Origin of the sequence: Draconibacterium sediminis (genome assembly GCF_000949475.1) — a bacterium.
Classification (GTDB): domain Bacteria; phylum Bacteroidota; class Bacteroidia; order Bacteroidales; family Prolixibacteraceae; genus Draconibacterium; species Draconibacterium sediminis.
In genome coordinates, this window is the sequence record NZ_JRHC01000003.1 from 362853 (window position 1) to 381480 (window position 18628).

Consider the following 18628-nt stretch of genomic DNA (forward strand, 5'->3'; position numbering starts at 1 on the left):
TGCAATATGTTCCGTGTTAGCGGTAGTCTTTTTGATAAAATAATTTTTTTTCACTCGTTATATTCCAAAGAAGCAATAATTCTGATTTTAATTCTGAGTTTTTATAATCTGTCATTTTACCCCACGACATAATATTGCAATCGTTAGATAATTCAACCACTTTATCAGGTGAATTAGAAATATTGTTCAATGCTTGTATTTCACATTTATTTTCGTCCAATTTTGAAATGTCTGCGAAAGTGTAAACGAGCATTGATGCAATAATAAAAATCCAATATTTTTTAGATTTCATTTTTCCATATAAAAAATATGTCGTGACTCCCAAAACAAAAAACAAACTAATGGTTACAGGCATAAATGTATCATATCGTATAATATTTGGTCTGTAAGGCCTGTAGCCACCAAATGGCAGCAATAAAATATAGATTGCCGAAAATATTCCTATCCATTTTACACTTCGAATTATTTTTTCTGCTTCTTCGTTTTTAATTTTTTTATGAATTATGAATAGATTAATTCCAATTATTGTAAGCATTAATGGGAATCCAAATGAATGTGTAATTTGAGAAAAAATACCAACAGGCAATTTCAAATATCGTTCGATTAAGGGAATTGATTCTGAGCCGTAATTTGAATCATAAAATCCAAGGAATAATGAGTACAAGCTAAAAAAACTAATTGGTAAAATTAGATATAATACATCTTTCGGGATTTGTATAATAAACGAAAGTATCGAGTTAGAACTATGTTTTTTTAAATCAATGATGTAATGAGAAAAGAGCAGGGTAGAAAATATTAAAATTACACCAGGAATAAGCGGACCACTTAACGGTAAAATAAAAACTAAAGGAATTAAATAGAATAATTTTTTACCAAAAGGTTTGTTGTCAAGGTTGTATAATCTATTATAGAACGATTTTATAAATATTACCAATAATACAAGTGGGACTGCATAGAAAAAAGTATAAGCAGTTGATACATCTATTATTCCCATTCGACTCCAATATCCATGGGTTTGAAATAATGGTGTAACCAAAGCAGCTACTAATAGAAATTGATGATTTAAAATATTTTTTACGTTACTAATAGTTGTCGTTAAGAGATAAATTAAAAAAAGTTGAACAAGCATTTTCGCCAATGCACATGAAAAATAAACAGACGTTATTGGCTCAAAGAAACGTTGAAGAAGAATTGGCACATTTCTAAAATATTCCATAAAGAAATAATGCGAGAAAAAACGATTTGGATTTACATGTTTTTCATTTGTAATTACTGCTTTTATACCTGTCGGGTCGTTAAATATTTCCTGAACGTCTTTTGCTGGTACAATACCTCCTTCCATGTCTCCATAAAGAGGTGTGTGATAAAATTGCAGGAATGAATATGTTATATCCCCAATTAAAAAAATGATTAGAATTATTTTAAATATTTGAGCTTTTTTCATTCGATTTCAAGATTACCGCTAACGGTTGGTACATGTTGTCGGGGCGGATTTCGGAGAGCGTTCCTGTCCGAAGGACACGGAACTGCGAAACGAGAATCCGCAGTTGGCGAACCACCGAACCCCGCCCTGCAATATGTACTGTGTTATGTGGTGTTTTTTTTATTATTATCATTATCGTTAAAACAATCGGGATTGCAAGTCCTGCTGTTATAAGTCCTAGTTTTACAAATCCAATCATCGCATAAAATCCCATAGCCCAATTTGTCATGACTCTATCGGTTTTTTCTAAAAATTCCGTTAGTCTTTCAGAATTGTCCAAAAGCCAATAAGAAATCAACATTACGGCACTAAGCGTGTAATAGCCGATTATTTTTATTCTCTTATTTTTTTAATCAATTCTCACCTTTGTCTGCCTCAATACATGGTATCCCGTAAATATAAACAGTGTCCAGCTTGTCATTAAAACGGATTAATTCACTTTCTACAAATGTTTCAATTGGAGAACCTTTAAAAATCATATCGATGGAATCTTTGGGCTCATTGAAATTACATTTTATTGTTTGGTTTTTCAATGTCCAGTTACCAGTTACTCGTTTTTGTCTTGTACTCCAAGTTGCGCCAGCTTCATTTTGACTTTCTTCAATCGAAGTCTCAATCAATAATTCTAATTGTCCATTTTGCTCCAAATTCAATTTAAAGTCATTGAATCCCCCAGTGAATTTCTCAGGACTTTTATAATGTCTTGGTGTCAATTTTCCAGAACACGATAAAAGCAGTGTGAATGAAATTATGAATAGAATTATTTTGCTCATTTCTTAGTTTTTAAAATACAACATAACGGTTGGTGCATCTCGCGGTGCGGATTTCGGAGCTTCTTTCCTGTCCGGCAGGACGGAACGATGATGCGAGAGCCGCAGTTGGTACACCACCAAACCCCGCTATGCAATATGGCACATTGTTATAGGGCGTAATTTATTTAATTTCATATTCTTCATAGTTTGTTTCAGTATGCTCATAAAGTCTGAGTCGAAATGGTTTATTAAAGTCTGCTTGATTTAATCTACTTTTAAGCAACCTTGAATCAGTCATAATCTGAGGTTTGTTCCAATCAACTTTAGGAACATATAGGCTAAGCATATATGAATCATCCACAATTTCGTACATGAAATTAATTTGATACTGATGTGGGAAAAGGTTTTTTAATCTTAAAATTAAATCTTGAAGTTTTAACCTTTCATTCTCTGGAATCATAATGTCGTAAAAAAGTCTAAAATTTTTGTTTTGGACAAAAGGTACTGACTCCATTAAATATTGAATGCTATCACTTTGGTTTAAAATAATTCTTTTTTCAGTTTTGAGATACTCATCCATAAAGTTGAAACGAACAGGTTTTGAAAAATCATAGCAGCTGATATGTTTAAATACGGATTGCATCTCATTTAAATACTCAGTATTATTAAAATAGTCTTTATCAGTTACCAGTTTTAGATCAATGACTGAATCACAATCTTCAAATACTACTTCGGTCAGATTTTCGGAATTAAAATAATCAGTTCTAATTAGGATATTCCCAAGTTTATTAACTTCTTCAATAGTCATTTCGTGATTGTAAAAGACACCATTACCATTAAAATCAGCTCTTAAATAATCATTTACATTAGAGATTCTGTCAAGAAGTATTACAGGAATAAATATTAACGCTACAACCAGTACTGTCAGGCCTACAGGCAACCAATTCGAACTTTTTTCTCCTTTATTTTCAAAATGTTCGCTTATTCTTTCACCTTGAAATCTTTTGACAAATAGATGAATAATTGCTCCATTTATTAGAGGAATAACCAATCCTGGACTAGTAATATTTTCTGGGATTAGCATTGCTAGACCAAATAGCGCAAGAGTCCAAACTGTGCATATCAAAATCCACAATACGCCTTTTTTACTTTCTCCAAATTTTGAATAATTGTGTGATATTAGAATCCCAGCAACAAATGGCGAACCAATAACACATGCAAATTGAATCTGTTTTAAGTTGTATATTTTCTTATTTTCCATTAGTATTTCGGAGTTTTTTATATGTTCGTTAAGGCACATAGTTTACAAAGTTAAAGTCACATCCTTTACACAATTCTCGGACTTAACCTTGTTGTTGTTGCGAGACGAGAACCTTGTTGTCAGCCCGAAAACCGCAATGCAATTTACAAGGTGTTATCTTTCGTTTTTTGTCTGTTTGAAAATCTCCTTCATCAATAAGTCATAGTTCGAATAAATAGCATCTGCATCTGTAAGATAATGTGTGTCAAAAGTATTTGTTATGGCAAAACATTTACAACCCGCTTTTTTTGCAGCGCAAATTCCCATAGGAGAATCCTCTATTACTATAGAATTCTCAGGTTTAATATTAAGATTGGAGCATGTAATTTGAAAAATCTCAGGATGAGGTTTTTTATTTTTTATTTCAGTACCGGTTGTGATAATATCAAAAATCTTATAGTCATAATTTACTATTCCAAAATTAATCTCAACTTTACTCATATCTGCACTAGTTGCAAGTGCAATTTTAACATTCTGCTTCTTGCTTTTATTTATTATCTCAATTATTCCTTTATAAATTGATAGTTCTTCTTTAGCAATTTTTTTATAAATCTTATAAAGTTCAAGCTTGTCTTTAGTTGCTATTTTAAAATTGTAGTTTTCAGCAACTCCGTTTAAATAATTAAACTCTCCAGTTCCTATGAAAGGGGTAAACTCTTTCTTATCAACAACTATATTTCGTTTTTTGAAGAATTCGACACCAGCTTTTGCGATAATATCTTCAGAGTTGAATATCACACCATCCATGTCAAAAATTAATGCAGCTATCATATAACGTTTTTTTTCAAAAATAATAACAGATAATTAAGTTGCCTTGCCCCAAGGGAAATAAAAATCATTATCGTTGCGCGTATAATAAGAATAGAATTGATTAGGAGTTGGTTTGCCTTTTTTCTTCGCAACATTGGACGCAACTAAAGTCATAAACCTCATATCGGAATCGGGAATTCCAGACTTTGATAAAAATGAATAAACTTGACACATAGCGTCTCCTGAGTAAGACCAATCATCCATGATTAATATTTTCTTTCCTTTAAATTTCAATATGCTTTCCGGTAAATAAAACTTTCTATTTCTACTTTCAAGTTCTATAAATCCTGTATCTTCCATATTGATTGGTTTTTTGTGTTGACTTTGCCAAAATGATATAAAAACTGGTAAATTTCTTTTTGATTTAGAATAAACCATTGTAATAATTGCTGCCCCTCTTTCCGACATGCATAGAACAGCTTCGGGATGGAATTTCTTTTCAACCTCATCAAATAGTTTGGTTATCCCAATTTCAACTTCTTCCCAGCTTATTCTTTTGGTCATGATTTGTAAAGTTTCAAATTTCTTCGCAACTCTTGCACTTTTGAATCCATAATATATACTTAAAAAAGTTGTAATAATTGTTGCAAGGATTGAAATTGTTAGTCCAATGTTTTGTTTTATTAAATCCATATTTGTGTTTTGATAATTAGTTTATTACGTGTGTGTTTAAATGAAAGATAACGGTTGGTACATGTTGTCGGGGCGGATTTCGAAGAGCGTTCCTGTCCGAAGGACACGGAACTGCGATGCGAGAATCCGCAGTTGGCGTACCACCAAACCCCGCCCTGCAATATGTACTGTGTTAACGGTAGTCTTTTTGATAAAATAATTTTTTTTCATTCGTTATATTCCAAAGAAGCAATAATTCTGATTTTAATTCTGAGTTTTTATAATCTGTCATTTGACCCCACGACATAATATTGCAATCGTTAGATAATTCAACCACCTTCTCAGGTGAATTAGAAATATTGTTTAATGCTTGTATTTCACATTTATTTTCGTCCAATTTTGAAATGTCTGCAAAAGTGTAAACGAGCATTGATGCAATAATAAAAATCCAATATTTTTTAGATTTCATTTTTCCATATAAAAAATATGTCGTTGCTCCCAAAACAAAAAACAAACTAATGGTTACGGGCATAAATGTATCATATCGTATAATAATTGGTCTGTAAGGTCTGTAACCACCTAAAGGCAGTAATAAAATATAGATTGCCGAAAATACTCCTATCCATTTTACAGTCCGAATTATTTTTTCTGCTTCTTTGTTTTTATTTTTTTTATGAATTATGAATAGATTAATTCCAATTATTGTAAGCATTAATGGAAATCCAAATGAATGTGTAATTTGAGAAAAAATACCAGCGGGCAATTTCAAATATCTTTCGATTAATGGAATTGATTCTGAGCCGTAATTTGAATCATAAAATCCAAGGAATAATGAGTACAAGCTTAAAAAACTAATTGGTAAAATTAGAAATAATACATCTTTCGGGATTTGTTTAATAAACGAAAGAATCGAGTTAGAACTATGTCTTTTAAAATCAATGATGTAATGAAAGAAGAGAAGGGTAGAAAATATTAAAATTACACCAGGAATAAGCGGACCGCTTAACGGTAAAATAAAAACTAAAGGAATTAAATAGAATAATCTTTTACCAAAAGGTTTGTTGTCAAGGTTGTATAATCTGTTATTGAAGGATTTTATAAATATTACCAATAACACAAGTGGAACTGCATAGAAAAAAGTATAAGCAGTTGATACATCTATTATTCCCATTCGACTCCAATATCCATGGGTTTGAAATAATGGTGTAACCAAAGCAGCTACTATTAGAAATTGATAATTTAAAATATTTTTTACGTTACTAATCGTTGTCGTTAAGAGGTAAATTAAAAGAACTTGAACAAGTATTTTCGCCAATGCACATGAAAAATAAACAGACGTTATTGGCTCAAAGAAACGTTGAAGAAGAATTGGTACATTTCTAAAATATTCCATAAAAAAGTAATGCGAGAAGAAACGATTTGGATTTACATGTTTTTCATTTGTAATTATTGCTTTTATACCTGTCGGGTCGTTAAATATTTCCTGAACGTCATTTGCTGGTACAATACCTCCTTCCATGTCTCCATAGAGAGGTGTGTGATAAAATTGCAGGAATGAATATGTTAAATCCCCAATTAAAAAAACTATTAGTAATATTTTAAATATTTGAGCTTTTCTCATTTGGTTTAAGATTACCGTTAACGTTGAGTATATGCAAAGTAGGCGATTGCGGGCTTCAAACTTATCAAACCGTTACAGTTTTTAAGCGGGCTACAACCGTTGAAATTACTACTATCACGCCTATTTTGTATATACATTGTTGGCAGCATGTGCTTTTTATCTCCATTCATCAAATTTTTCAACTTTAAAATTTTCTTGAGTAAATGATTCTTCATATTCAAGAATTTCAGTAGGAAAGGTTTTTAATGCTTCTTCACCCGTTAAATAACGATTATTCTGGGGGTCATAAATCACACCGTCTGAAAGTTCCGCCAAAAATGCGGCAAAAAACAAACTAATCCTTAATTCACTTTTATTATGGGTCTGCCAACTAATCAAATAATCCTTTTTGCAATTTTTGAGAAAACTATCAATATATTCATTTACAATAAAATTCTGCTTTTTCGATTTCTGTTCTGATTTAAAAAGTCTTGATATAATTGATTTTTTTGATGTTTCAGTCCATTCATTTGACTCGTTTAATGCTGTTTCATAATCATAATCACCAAATAGTAATTCGAATCCTGTTATAATCTCAAAGTCTATACTTTCATATAATTTAGAAAATCCTTTATTTCCAGCAATTTTAATTGGTAAAAATCCACTATCAGATTTTTCTTCAAATTTAAAATCAGGATGAAACTCAATTTCCATATTATAGTCAAGGAACCGTTTTTTTATAATCGGAACTACTTCTGATGAAATACCTTTTGAAAAAACATTAATATCTAATCCCATATCTTAAATGTTTGTAGTTATGTCTCTTAGCATTGCTGCCAACGGTCACTTGTATGTGGTCGGGCGGGATTTCGAAGAGAAATCCTGTCAGACCCGCAGGAAAGTGGGCACGAGGTCTGACTTGTCAGACCGCTAAAACCCCCGCCTGCCATATACAATTTGTTAACGTAAGTATTTTAATTTTCTCCATTTTTTAGTTTTAAACTCAATAATTTCAATGTGTTCGCCATTGATATTTTAATAAAATCAATTACCATTTCGTCTGCCTTGATATAACCTTTGTGGGAATAGTCACACCTGTAATTATATAATTTTTCAAACCAGTCAATTAACTCTGTGTCTAATTGATTAATTCCATCTACAATAAAATTTCTGTTATTATTCCTGACATCAGTAGGAACAAACAGATGTTCTAAACAACAATAAATCAGTAAAATTTTTGCGCCGATTTCAGTTGAATGAACAGCCGAACTTAAAATATCCAAGGTGGGTATTATTTCACTAAGAACATGTTGCTTCCATGGGTTATTTAGAGATTCGAATATGGTTCTGTTTGACAGGATAAATTCTCTAATTAATTTAAAATTTCGAACGTCCAACCACATATTTGTTATGCTTCTGTTTCCAAAAGAACGACATAAACAACCGTCCGGAATTTTAATTTGTGGTTCCTTTTTGTCTTCATCCCACATGAAGACTCCTTTAGATGCTTTTCCCAGAAATACTGGATAGGTTGGTGCTTGAAGTGTCGCAATGTTCCCCCCAAATTCTATCTGTCCTGGATATATAAATCCTCCAATTTTTAATAAGGAAATAAATGTCTTCAACCAAGTTGTTGATTTCCATCGACAATATTTTTGAGACCCATAAACTGTGTAACCAATTGAAGGTGAACAAAAATAGTCTTTGGCTCTTTTAAGTTTATATTCGTCAAGAGCTACATTTTCTTTATAGGACTGGAGAATTTCCCTATCATCTATAAACGCAGAAAAAGGATAATTTAATTCTTTAAATATATGGTCAAAGAATGATTGAATTTCGTAATTGTTGCCTCGAAATGAATTTATTTCTATAATCAATGTGTTTTCAGTCATTTGAGATTTTAGCCTTTCTGAATATTCATCAACCAAATTTTCAAAACTTTCTACTCCCTTTTCTAATGGAATGAAAAAATTGAATTCATCAACTAAATTATACCCACTTATTTTTTTGTTATATTTTTCATAGGTTTTATAGGCTTTGACCAATTTGCATTTGTATAGGATGTTAATTACATCAATTGGGCTTATCTCAATCTTTTCATCTTCAAATTGTTCGGATATCTTATTTAGTCTTGGAAGTAATTCTTCTATTGATGAGATTGTCCCCAATGGAGGATTTGAATGAAATCCATTTTTAAATGAAAATGCAGCATTTGAAAGCTTATCTAATTCTGAAAATGAATTAGCTCCAATTTTGGTTTTTATGTCTTCTATAAAACTCACGTGTGTTTTGTGCTACTGCATTTTTAATATTTACGTTAACGGTGGTGCTAAGTTTAGTTGCCGATTACGTGAGATTTCATTTTCAAACCGCTACGAATTTTATACGAGCTACAAACGTTGGAATATGCCACCACACCGGCAATTAAATTTAACACGTGTTACCTGCTGGGTTTTGTCTTAACTTTCATAGAACTTCTTAATTTTCAAATTAGCACTGTCTCGATTTTGTTTTTCAGGTTGGCAAAAAAAGCGATGGAAAACAGACAGGCTCTATTGCAATTTTTGGTTTGTGTGATGGCTGGTGCGAATTGCAATTGTGCCTGGCTGTGTGGGCTGGCTCTGTTCTCATTGTGCAATTTTATTATTGCCCCATTAATGCCCATTTTATTCTTACATAAGTTATTGATAATCTACTATTTAATTTTTCTTGTTAAGCTCTCGTTGCCCCATTAATGCCCCATTAGTTTATAATAAATTCCTGCACCAGAAGTTCCAATTTTATTAAGTATCTTAAATTCTTCTACTAATTTCGTTAAATCATTAGTTGCCGTCCTTTTCGACACATTATTAATACTTTGGTATTCTTTATTTGAAATTCTGGCGTTTTCTTTGGTATATAAGATAGCTTTAATCTGACGCTCATTTATTCCAAGTTTCTTCAAATAAGTTTCAGTATAAATATCTTTTCTGAAAATCACCCAAAAGTCTTTTCCATTATTCTCAAATTCAGGTTTTGGCAGTCCATGTTCTTCACATTGTTCTAAAATTTTAATTGTCCCACGTCCCCACGACTCAACATGACCTGCTCTAAAAAAGGCATTTGCAATATCAGGGTTGTATGGAATCGAAGAATGTTTTTGCATTAAATTTTCAACTGTCCAATCTTCTGGTAACTGCCCATAATTCCAAATCATAATTTTATCCTCATAAACACTTATCTGAATTGGAACACCCATTGAATAATCTTTATGAGCTAAAGCATTTAAAATTGCTTCACGGACTGCATCTTTAGGATATTCATAAGTTTCAACTCTGTGAATACCTTCATACGAAATAATTGCCTTAATGTATTTGGTGAAAAGAATTTCGATTGTCTTTTCAACTTGTTCAAATAGATTTCCTTTTACTTCATCTTGAAATATTAACTCAGTATCTGTCTGGAAATAACCTATTTTTACAAATGCTCCTGTAAAATATCTCTCAGGGTCGGGATGAAAGAGGAGTACAGATGCTCGTTTTAAATATGGTTTTTCAGTTAATTTAAGGTTCTCAAGAATGCTGATGTTTTCTTCGGTTAAAATACTTTCGTCAATTCTTTTACTGACGATTGCTCTTTTCTTGAAAAATTCAAATGTTTCATTCTTTAAATCACCAACAGAAACATTCGGAACAGGAACGCCATCCCATTTCTTCCCTTTCTTTTCAAGCATGAATTTGTCTAATGCAGCACCCCTCAATTCTTGTTTGGTACTTCCGCTTCTGTAATGATATTGCCCTTTGAAATTAACAGGAAAAGGTTGTGATTCAATGATGATTTCAAGAAAGTCTCCTTTATACGATTCATGCAGGTTAACATCTACCAAAATACCAAGAACATCTCTAACTTTATTTGGAATATCTTCAAGGAGTTTTTTAGCGTTATCAATGCCAACAACCTCACCTTTATCGTTTTTGCCGATATATATTTTGCCTCCCTGGGCATTGGCAAATCCACAAATCCATTTCAGGTATTCATCGCGCCAGCTTTCTTTCCATTCTATGTTTTGTTGTTCTTGCATATTTACAAATATATCTCACTTTGTTGTTCAAATCTCATTTAGCTTTCAATTAATTCAATATTGTTGAGTAACTCAATGGCTGTTTCAAAATCGAAATATCTTTCTTTTACAATTTCAATTTTATACTTGATTGGCAAGAATTCCCCCCACTTGGAGAAGCCAAGTAATGATTCGTTTTCTTCAAGAGCTAATTGCAAATGTTCATCAATTGCGCGATACGCTTTGTTTACTTCAGCAACTAAATCTGTAAAATCAGAAATTCCAATGTACAACTCCAACGTGCTGTCATGGTCATTCAATGAAATCTCATGTCCGGCTAAACTGAGAAGGAAATGTAAGCTTTTATTAATCTTTGTTCCTGTGAAAGTATAAATAACCAATTTGCCTTCTTTCTGAATAACAGGCTTGTCGTATTTAAAATTGCTTATCTGAAATTCTTTGAAATCATATCTTAATTTTTCCAAAATGGAATTACTGCTTTCATCAAGTTCAGAATATTCTTCATTGCTTTTCAATATTTGCAGCATTTCTTCCCTTATTCTAGAATGAATATTGCCACCACCTCCAAAAAACATTGGTTTCTTTCCATCTCGTGCAGGAATTACGATGATTTTTCTCCCTTTTAAATCAATGTCTTTTATCTTCCAAATTTTGGCTGCCAGCAAAATATTTTCATCAATCTTTACCTGCGTAGAGAAAGGAATATCACCAATCTTCTTCCCAGAAAAAATAACCTTAAAACTTGGTTCAGTTTTAAATACGCTGTAAAATTCTCGCGAATTAACAATGTTCTCTCCTTCGATGCCAAGTATTATTTCACGCTGTATAATTTCCAAATAATCTGACTTAATGGCTTCTTCAATAATTGCATTTATTTTTTGTTCTTCAATTGCGATAAAAGCAAAATTGTTTTTCAGCCGTTTTATTAAATCTGTTTTGGAACAGCCTGAAAGCTGTTTGACAATTGACAAAAGTTGATGTAATAGGATGTCATAATGTTTCTCTGCGGTTTTGATAGGTTCAAGAAACCCATCTTTGTATAACTGCCAGCAAGCTAAAGATTGTAGTAAACTCCATTTATCAGTTGCGTAGATATTTACAATACTTTTTTCTCCATCCCTGCGACCGCTTCTACCAATTCTCTGCACGAGTGATGAAACGGAATGTGTTGAATCAATTTGAACAATTTTATCTACAGTACCGATATCAATACCAAGTTCCAGAGTAGAAGTACATGAAATACAAAAATTAAATCGTTCATTGCTTTTGGCGAAACGTTCAATACTTTCCCTAATCTCTTTATCTACCGATGAATGGTGGGAATAATAATATTTGTGTCCATTTACTTTGTCTGAAATCTTCCGAAGGTTTACTGCAACTTCCTCCGTTCTACCCCGGCTGTTGGGGAAAACAAGTACTTTATTTGAACTCGTTTCTTTGTACAAGTCTTTTAGCAAATCTAAAGACAATTCCGCTGTGCTATTTTTAAAGTATTTGAATTTCGCCTCTGTTTCCTTCTTAGTCCTGTCAAGTAAAACTTTAGTCTCTGAAATGTTACCGGTTAACCGTTTTGCTTCAATATAATTTTCGTCGCCAATTGTTGCAGATAGTCCAATTGTAATTATTTGTGATTTGTTGACCTGCTGTATCCTTGACAACAACGACATCAATTGCAATCCTCTATCAACTCCCAGAAATGAATGAATTTCATCAATCACAATATAATTGAGGTTGCCAAATAGAGTAGAAATATTATAAGGAGCATTTACAAACATTGCCTCCAATGATTCCGGTGTAATTAAGACAATACCATTGGGATTTTTAATGAGATTTGTTTTTAACGACTTTTTCGCTTCAGCGTGCCATTTGGTTACTTTAATTTCAAGGTCTTTGCATAAATCTTCTATCCTGAAAAACTGGTCATTAATCAAAGCTATCAGTGGTGAAATATATAAAACCTGAACTCCGATTCGATTAAAATCTGCTTTTGAGAGAATGGGCAAAAAAGCTGCTTCTGTTTTTCCTGATGCTGTTCTGGAAGCAAGGATGTAGTTATTATCAGTTGTTATTATTTTTGAAATTGCCGCAGCCTGAATCGGGCGCAACGATTCCCACCGTTTATCACGAATGTATTTTCTAATTGGCTCTGATAAAAGTTTATAAGACATTATAATTCTTCTATTGAATCAAGAATACTTTCCTCCGGTCTTTCGTCTGATATTTCAATATCCGAAATCAAAGAAGCTTTATCTGCTTGTGGATTCTGTCTTAAAATACTCAGGATATTTAAGAAATCCCTGATAACCTCTCTGGGAGTTAGAAACTCATCTGCTCCGGGTTTGTTAAACATTTCTTCCATAAAAAGATGAATGTCTCCTTCTGATATATTGATGTTTATGCTGTAGTTTGTATCAAAAATTTCTTTCAATTTCTTTAAGAGAACAAATATTTCGTTATGGTTAAGTGGAACGAGTTTTATTACAGGTTGAGCTAAATCACGGTGTTCTGCGGTTTCAAACTTATTGGTTTCTAAGCGTGTTTTAAGAGCATCGTAACTGAAAAGCCCACGTCTTTCATTCTCCAAAAAATCCTTTGTGCCTGCAAAATTTATAAACAAGTTTGAAACTTTTCCCTGGAAACAATCATTGAAAATGGTCAGGATTTTCTCATAGTTTTTGGCTCTCATGTTTGCGGTTGAAATCTTATAAAGATTAATTGCTTCATCAAGATTAATCATAAAACCGCTATAACCCATGCTCACAAACAAACGACCAAAGTTTTTGAGCATGTCGTAATAATTCAAATCATTTATAATTTCACGAACTCCTAAATCCTGTCTTGCTTCGGTTTTTGTTCGGTATTCACCTTTTAACCATTTTAAAGCACTCCGCCTTAAATATTCATCATTTTTTATGTAGCCCTCGTAATACTTAATCACGACCACGCCAAAATCAAAGCCTCCGGTTTCTGTTACTTCATTTACAGTTTGCATAATATTTCCCTGAATAAGGTTGAAATATTTTTCGCTGCGGATTTCTGTTACCGGAATATTATTTAGCTGTGCAGTTTTTGCAACAACCTGTTCAATCCATTTGTCAAGCAAAGTCGGCAAAGCTCCACCTTCGGGTTTTGTTTGAATAGCAACATTATCCATAATTGCACTATACAATGCAACTGCTTTTCCGTCGTTTGAATAAAGTCTGTTATCAGGAGTGAAATCGGCATTGGCAACAACAAACTTTTGTTTTGTTGCAACTGTATTTAATAAATGCAACATAAATGATTTTCCAGAACCAAAATCCCCAATCCAGAATTTGACCATGCTATGCCCATTTTTAACATCGTCAAGAGCTGTAGTAAATGCTTCAATTTCTAATTTTCTGCCAACAGTAATGTGTTGAACCCCTATGCGGGGAACAACTCCACCCGAAAGTGAATTTATAATTGCGGTTGCTTCTTTTGCTTTTATTTTTAATGCCATATTTTAAACTGCTATTTCGTTATAATAAGATTCTTCAATTATATAGTTCTCATCGTCTTCCTCAATCAGTGCTTCTCCATCTAAATGTTCCTCACAAGCTTCATTTATGCTATCAATTAATTGATTTTTAAACATACCATTTTCGGTCGCAAATTTGTCAACTGCTTCCTGGTTAATCTCAAACGAATTTGTCACAATCTTTTTAATCAATTCTTCCTGAATTTTCCCAATACTAATACCTGAAATAAAGATAGAGTTATTTGTATTGGTTGGAACAACGGAAATCTCATTTTCATCATTTGTAATTTCTGATACTTTTGGTTCTTCCTGTTCGGTTTCAAGATATTCGCTTAAAAGTTCGACTGTTCCATCATGCTTTTGTTCAACTTCTTTAATGGCTGATTTGTCAAGTTTTATTTTCTTTCTCTTTGGAATATAGATTTTGGCAATTTCATCCAACGCCTTTTTTATATCGGATGTTTCAATCAGTTCGGAAATAATCTTTCTAAAGTCATTGATTTGTTCTTCTGTTTTGAACAGTGATTTTTGAACCGTTTTTGTGAGTTCTTTATTATCAAACTTTTTTGATTTTAAATCATAATAGATGTATTTCGCATAGTACTTTAATGATTGTACATTATCGTATTTTGCAATAAATTTCGATGCTTCAAAAAAGATATTTTCAATGTTTGGGTTCTTTTGATTCGTTTCTTCAAGATTAATAATTCCCTCAATAAACTTGTCTTTTTCTTCCTTTTGAAACGAAGTTTTAAGGTCGGTAAAGTCATTTTTCCAACGATTAACGTTTTGTGCGTTTAGTTCAATCTGAGTTTCAATGTCTGGAAGAACAATTTTGTCCTGATGCTCAATTACCAATTCATTGACATAATTTCCAATTCGGGTTTCAAACTCACCTTTAAAATCGTAAAAAGGGGTACTTCCAACTTTCCGTTTATGTCCATAAAACTCTCTGACTGAATTTTCTACTCTTTTAAAAATGGTCAGATAAATTTCTGATTCAACTCGTTGTTTTAAATATGATTTATCGTAATAGCCCCAATATGAATCGGCAATCTCTTTATATTCAAATATTTTCTCTTTGAAAAAATCAACCTCTTTGGCAACCGAAGTATTATCGGATTTTAATTTTTTGTTTAAGCTCTTTAATACAACAAGATATTGTTTAATTGTGGTAATGCAACAGCCTTCAATTGAGATAAAAACGTTGTCGGGATTCCAAAACTTATTTAACCATGCAACTTCTTGTTTATTCAGTCCGAGCTTGTCTTTATATTGTTTTCCTAATTTGTAGGCATCGGGGTCATAATCGGAATATCCATGTTCAAACTGGTAGCTTGGTTCTTGCAAATTCTGCAATTTATCTACCGAATAAGAATCTGTTCTTTTTCGAAGCAAATCTTGCAAGGACATTAATGAGTAGCTTTTTGTTTTAGGGCAAATCTGTCCCAAAAGCTTGAATTGTTCTTCAAGCAATTTTATGTCCTTGTGGTTCTCATATTCGTTCAATAAGTCGAAATATAGAATAAAAGCGTAATTGGTATTTCCTTGAATATCTACAAATTCACCGTTAAGGAATTTTTCTCTAAATAGAAAATAGAATTTTTTTTGTGATTTTGATGCATAGTTTATTTCATCATAAGAATACACATAAGAATGGCTCCAATATGGTGGTTCTAATTGATTTTCTTTTTGAGGAGTAGCCTGCTCAACTGTCAGGTCAAATTTTTCGGAATTTATGTCAATTATTGATTCATCATAGTAGTCATTTATTCTTTGTCTTTTATGCGGGGCTAATGCAATTTGTTCTTTATAGGTATGCACTTGCATAAAATAATCCTTTGGATATTCCTGTTCGGCATAATCTCTAACTTCTTTGTTAGTAGTTTTTGCCATGTATGATTTTGATTCTGATTGTTGCTTATAAGTATGTTCTTGCATGAAATAATCGTTCGAATACTCGCTTTCTGCATACTTTCGTATTTCATTATCAGTAGTTTTGAGCATAAAATACCGCGATTCAATTTGTTGTTTATATGTATGCTCCTGCATGAAATAGTCATTCGGGTATTCCTTAATAGCATACTTTTTAATTTCAATATCAGTGGTTTTTGACATAAAAGACTTTGATTCTTTTTGTTGAGTATAAGTATGCTCTTGCATAATCAAGTCATTGGGATATTCTCTTTCTGCTATTTCTTTAATTTCTTGGTCAATATTAACCGGCTTATCTTTTTTTGTTTCAACTTTTTCGATTTCGATACCATCATCACTTATGTTATGTCCTAAGTCAGGATTTTCAATATTTCCTTGTTTTTCTTTGGACTTCAACTTAGGTTTAACTTCAAAGTTTGAATTTGGAATTCTCTTGCGAATAAGAATTTTTACTTGATTAATATTTATAATGTCGTCACCATTTGGCATTTTATAACCTTCATCAATTAGTTGGTTCAATATTTCATCAATGTATAATCCCTTTTTATAAAGCGAGGTAGCATATTCAATTGCATCTTGTTGCTTTTCCTTTATGTTTGTTCCTCTATCAGAAGCCTTTTTTTTAGATTCTTTTGGTGTTCTTTCCTTTCTGTTCTTATACTTTATAAAACCTCCATTGTATTTAATATTAAAGCTATCCTCATCCATTGATGCTAACCTTGCAAAATCAATTAGTCCAATTATTGTTGGAATAAATGTCCAGCAAAACATGATTGAGAGTGTTCCTTTATTTGTTTGTCCGAGGTAGTATTTCTGAAATCCAAACGTTCCAAAAAAGAATGATAGAAATTTGGCTAAAGACAAATTCCGGTACTTTTTTCCTAATTGTGTTAGAATTATTGAAACTGAAATCAAGACAATAATTACTATAAGAAAAGTATATGAACTACCTTCATTTTCAACGCTAATTTCTTCCTTTTGTGCTTCTTCTTGAACTTCTATTTTTTGAAGAAACTGTTTAGAGGAATATCCAATTTTATCCTTATATTGAATTTTTACCCAATAATTACTTGTTCCATCAACCAATTGAACTGTGTCTCCTTTTGATAAGACTAATAGTGATTTGTAGTCTTTTCCTGCTCCGCTACGAAGGTTTAAATCAGAAGTAGTGATATAGTAGTCTTGCGTAAAAGCATTTATAGAAAGGACTAACAATATTATTGTAATGATGTATTTTAATGCGTCTTTGAGCGTTGGCAAAAATTGCACTCTTTTGCAAATTTTGGTTTGTGCGTTAGCCTGTGCGATTTGCAAATGTGTGCAATGTGCATGGGCTTCCCAATTGCCCCTTAGGGCAAAAGCGCGTAGGCAAAACAAAATCTTCATCGAAGCTGTCATTCAATTTTTATTTGGTTTGGTTTTAGTCAATTCTTGGTACTTTTTTTCTCTTTTTCAACCTTGCAGGTAACGGTTTGGCTATGTGGAGTGCGGGACTTTGAAACAATTCATTGTCAGGCTGCCACTGAGCCAATTCGTTTATTCATATTTTTGTTTTTATAGCCAAATCGTCAAAGACGAATTGGCGTTGCCAGCTACGAAGAACTGCGGTTGAATTACCCGCTGGACCCCGCATTACATATAGCTTTTGTTAGCACCAGTTTTTTATTTTTAATTTTATATCCATGCTAATGCAGGTTCTTCAATTGACAAATCATTAAAGTCTGGTTTATACCAGTCTACATTTGATTTCCCAATTAATTCATCTCTATCTTTGTTGATTTCAATGAAATATAAATTTTCGCTGGTTTGAGATTTTCCATATGAAAACCAATTCCAAATTATTTTGTCAGCTGATTTTATTGTCAATATCTTCTCCGATTCAGATATTTCCTTTGGATTAACAATTATCAACGTTTCTTTTTCGTCGAAAGTCAAAGACAATTTATTTGTAGAACTGTCAAAGGATAAAGACTCGATTTGGTGGAAATTATCATAAGGTCTGCCAAACCAATGTCCATAAAAACATAATGAACCGCCTTTTTTTAGTCCATCTTTCTTATTGTAGTTACTAACAAACTCATTTATTGTCAAATTTTTCATCGCTACATTAAGATTTTCTTCATTTTCAAAATATGGGTCAACATAGTCATCTTCGATAATTTCAAATTTATCAATAACATCTTTATTAATTAGTTTATTAAAGAGTTTTGCTTTTTCGTGTTTATCTTTTTCATCAATACAGTCAATACCTAGAACTTTGTTTTTTGTAGAAAAAAGACCTTTGTGATTTTCGTCAATTTTTAGCCCCCAATCGTTTTCAAAATATTTTTCTATTCTACTTTTTATTGTTTCATATTTTTTAGAGTCAATGAGTAGGTCATACCTTTTAAAGATTAGTGTTCCTAAGAATGGATTTTTAATTATTCCTTTCAGAAATTTTCTGTCGGAAGCATCAATTTTACCATAAATAGATATCTCAAATTCGCCATGTCTTGTCAACAGAAATTCAATTAATTCATTAGCGAATTTGACAGGAGCAATTATTTGATTTATAAATATAGAGTAATTCATTCTTTT

The 18628-nt window shown here is 32.1% G+C and carries 14 protein-coding genes; all 14 read right to left on the bottom strand.

What is annotated here, in order from left to right; all coding sequences use genetic code 11:
• Positions 1-16 precede the first annotated feature (16 nt).
• The 14 genes from LH29_RS13930 to LH29_RS14005 all read right to left on the bottom strand — a co-directional run bounded on the left by LH29_RS13930 (position 17) and on the right by LH29_RS14005 (position 18622).
• Positions 17-1444 carry a hypothetical protein gene (locus LH29_RS13930; RefSeq protein WP_045030793.1) on the bottom strand — a complete coding sequence of 476 codons (1428 nt, stop codon included), beginning with the start codon at positions 1442-1444 and terminating at the stop codon, positions 17-19.
• Positions 1422-1712: a hypothetical protein gene (locus LH29_RS13935; RefSeq protein WP_045030795.1), complete on the bottom strand. Its 291-nt coding sequence runs from the start codon at positions 1710-1712 to the stop codon at positions 1422-1424. The genes LH29_RS13930 and LH29_RS13935 overlap by 23 nt, the downstream gene beginning before the upstream one ends.
• A 124-nt stretch (positions 1713-1836) precedes the next feature.
• The gene (locus LH29_RS13940; protein WP_045030797.1) at positions 1837-2256 is read right to left on the bottom strand and encodes a hypothetical protein; all 420 of its coding nucleotides are present in this window, start codon (positions 2254-2256) and stop codon (positions 1837-1839) included.
• A gap of 160 nt (positions 2257-2416) precedes the next feature.
• Positions 2417-3496, bottom strand: a complete 1080-nt coding sequence (locus LH29_RS13945) for a hypothetical protein (protein WP_157493699.1) — start codon at positions 3494-3496, stop codon at positions 2417-2419.
• Positions 3497-3649: 153 nt separating this feature from the next.
• Entirely contained in the window at positions 3650-4306 is a 657-nt protein-coding gene (locus tag LH29_RS13950) for an HAD family hydrolase (protein ID WP_045030803.1), read from the bottom strand.
• A 33-nt stretch (positions 4307-4339) separates the two neighbouring features.
• The gene (locus LH29_RS13955) at positions 4340-4978 is read right to left on the bottom strand and encodes a hypothetical protein (RefSeq protein WP_045030804.1); all 639 of its coding nucleotides are present in this window, start codon (positions 4976-4978) and stop codon (positions 4340-4342) included.
• A gap of 172 nt (positions 4979-5150) precedes the next feature.
• Positions 5151-6578: a hypothetical protein gene (locus tag LH29_RS13960; protein ID WP_157493700.1), complete on the bottom strand. Its 1428-nt coding sequence runs from the start codon at positions 6576-6578 to the stop codon at positions 5151-5153.
• Positions 6579-6734: 156 nt separating this feature from the next.
• Positions 6735-7355 carry a hypothetical protein gene (locus tag LH29_RS13965; protein WP_045030811.1) on the bottom strand — a complete coding sequence of 207 codons (621 nt, stop codon included), beginning with the start codon at positions 7353-7355 and terminating at the stop codon, positions 6735-6737.
• 176 nt (positions 7356-7531) lie between these two features.
• Positions 7532-8839 (bottom strand): hypothetical protein, encoded by a 1308-nt coding sequence (locus tag LH29_RS13970; RefSeq protein ID WP_045030812.1) that lies wholly within the window; start codon positions 8837-8839, stop codon positions 7532-7534.
• A 449-nt stretch (positions 8840-9288) separates the two neighbouring features.
• Entirely contained in the window at positions 9289-10617 is a 1329-nt protein-coding gene (locus tag LH29_RS13980) for an ATP-binding protein (protein ID WP_045030814.1), read from the bottom strand.
• A gap of 38 nt (positions 10618-10655) precedes the next feature.
• Positions 10656-12785, bottom strand: coding sequence for a DEAD/DEAH box helicase (locus LH29_RS13985; protein ID WP_045030815.1), 2130 nt, complete (start codon positions 12783-12785; stop codon positions 10656-10658).
• The gene (locus LH29_RS13990; RefSeq protein ID WP_045030816.1) at positions 12785-14098 is read right to left on the bottom strand and encodes an ATP-binding protein; all 1314 of its coding nucleotides are present in this window, start codon (positions 14096-14098) and stop codon (positions 12785-12787) included. The genes LH29_RS13985 and LH29_RS13990 overlap by 1 nt, the downstream gene beginning before the upstream one ends.
• Before the next feature lie 3 nt (positions 14099-14101).
• Positions 14102-17449 (bottom strand): tellurite resistance TerB C-terminal domain-containing protein, encoded by a 3348-nt coding sequence (locus LH29_RS23875; RefSeq protein WP_082063708.1) that lies wholly within the window; start codon positions 17447-17449, stop codon positions 14102-14104.
• A gap of 276 nt (positions 17450-17725) precedes the next feature.
• Positions 17726-18622 (bottom strand): hypothetical protein, encoded by an 897-nt coding sequence (locus LH29_RS14005; protein ID WP_045030818.1) that lies wholly within the window; start codon positions 18620-18622, stop codon positions 17726-17728.
• Positions 18623-18628: the final 6 nt, after the last annotated feature.

Excerpts from the sequence above, each read along its gene's own strand:
- LH29_RS13930 (WP_045030793.1), bottom strand. The coding sequence starts at position 1,444 with ATGAAAAAAGCTCAAATATTTAAAATAATTCTAATCATTTTTTTAATT.
- LH29_RS13935 (WP_045030795.1), bottom strand. The coding sequence starts at position 1,712 with ATGACAAATTGGGCTATGGGATTTTATGCGATGATTGGATTTGTAAAA.
- LH29_RS13940 (WP_045030797.1), bottom strand. The coding sequence starts at position 2,256 with ATGAGCAAAATAATTCTATTCATAATTTCATTCACACTGCTTTTATCG.
- LH29_RS13945 (WP_157493699.1), bottom strand. The coding sequence starts at position 3,496 with ATGGAAAATAAGAAAATATACAACTTAAAACAGATTCAATTTGCATGT.
- LH29_RS13950 (WP_045030803.1), bottom strand. The coding sequence starts at position 4,306 with ATGATAGCTGCATTAATTTTTGACATGGATGGTGTGATATTCAACTCT.
- LH29_RS13955 (WP_045030804.1), bottom strand. The coding sequence starts at position 4,978 with ATGGATTTAATAAAACAAAACATTGGACTAACAATTTCAATCCTTGCA.
- LH29_RS13960 (WP_157493700.1), bottom strand. The coding sequence starts at position 6,578 with ATGAGAAAAGCTCAAATATTTAAAATATTACTAATAGTTTTTTTAATT.
- LH29_RS13965 (WP_045030811.1), bottom strand. The coding sequence starts at position 7,355 with ATGGGATTAGATATTAATGTTTTTTCAAAAGGTATTTCATCAGAAGTA.
- LH29_RS13980 (WP_045030814.1), bottom strand. The coding sequence starts at position 10,617 with ATGCAAGAACAACAAAACATAGAATGGAAAGAAAGCTGGCGCGATGAA.
- LH29_RS13985 (WP_045030815.1), bottom strand. The coding sequence starts at position 12,785 with ATGTCTTATAAACTTTTATCAGAGCCAATTAGAAAATACATTCGTGAT.
- LH29_RS13990 (WP_045030816.1), bottom strand. The coding sequence starts at position 14,098 with ATGGCATTAAAAATAAAAGCAAAAGAAGCAACCGCAATTATAAATTCA.
- LH29_RS23875 (WP_082063708.1), bottom strand. The coding sequence starts at position 17,449 with ATGACAGCTTCGATGAAGATTTTGTTTTGCCTACGCGCTTTTGCCCTA.
- LH29_RS14005 (WP_045030818.1), bottom strand. The coding sequence starts at position 18,622 with ATGAATTACTCTATATTTATAAATCAAATAATTGCTCCTGTCAAATTC.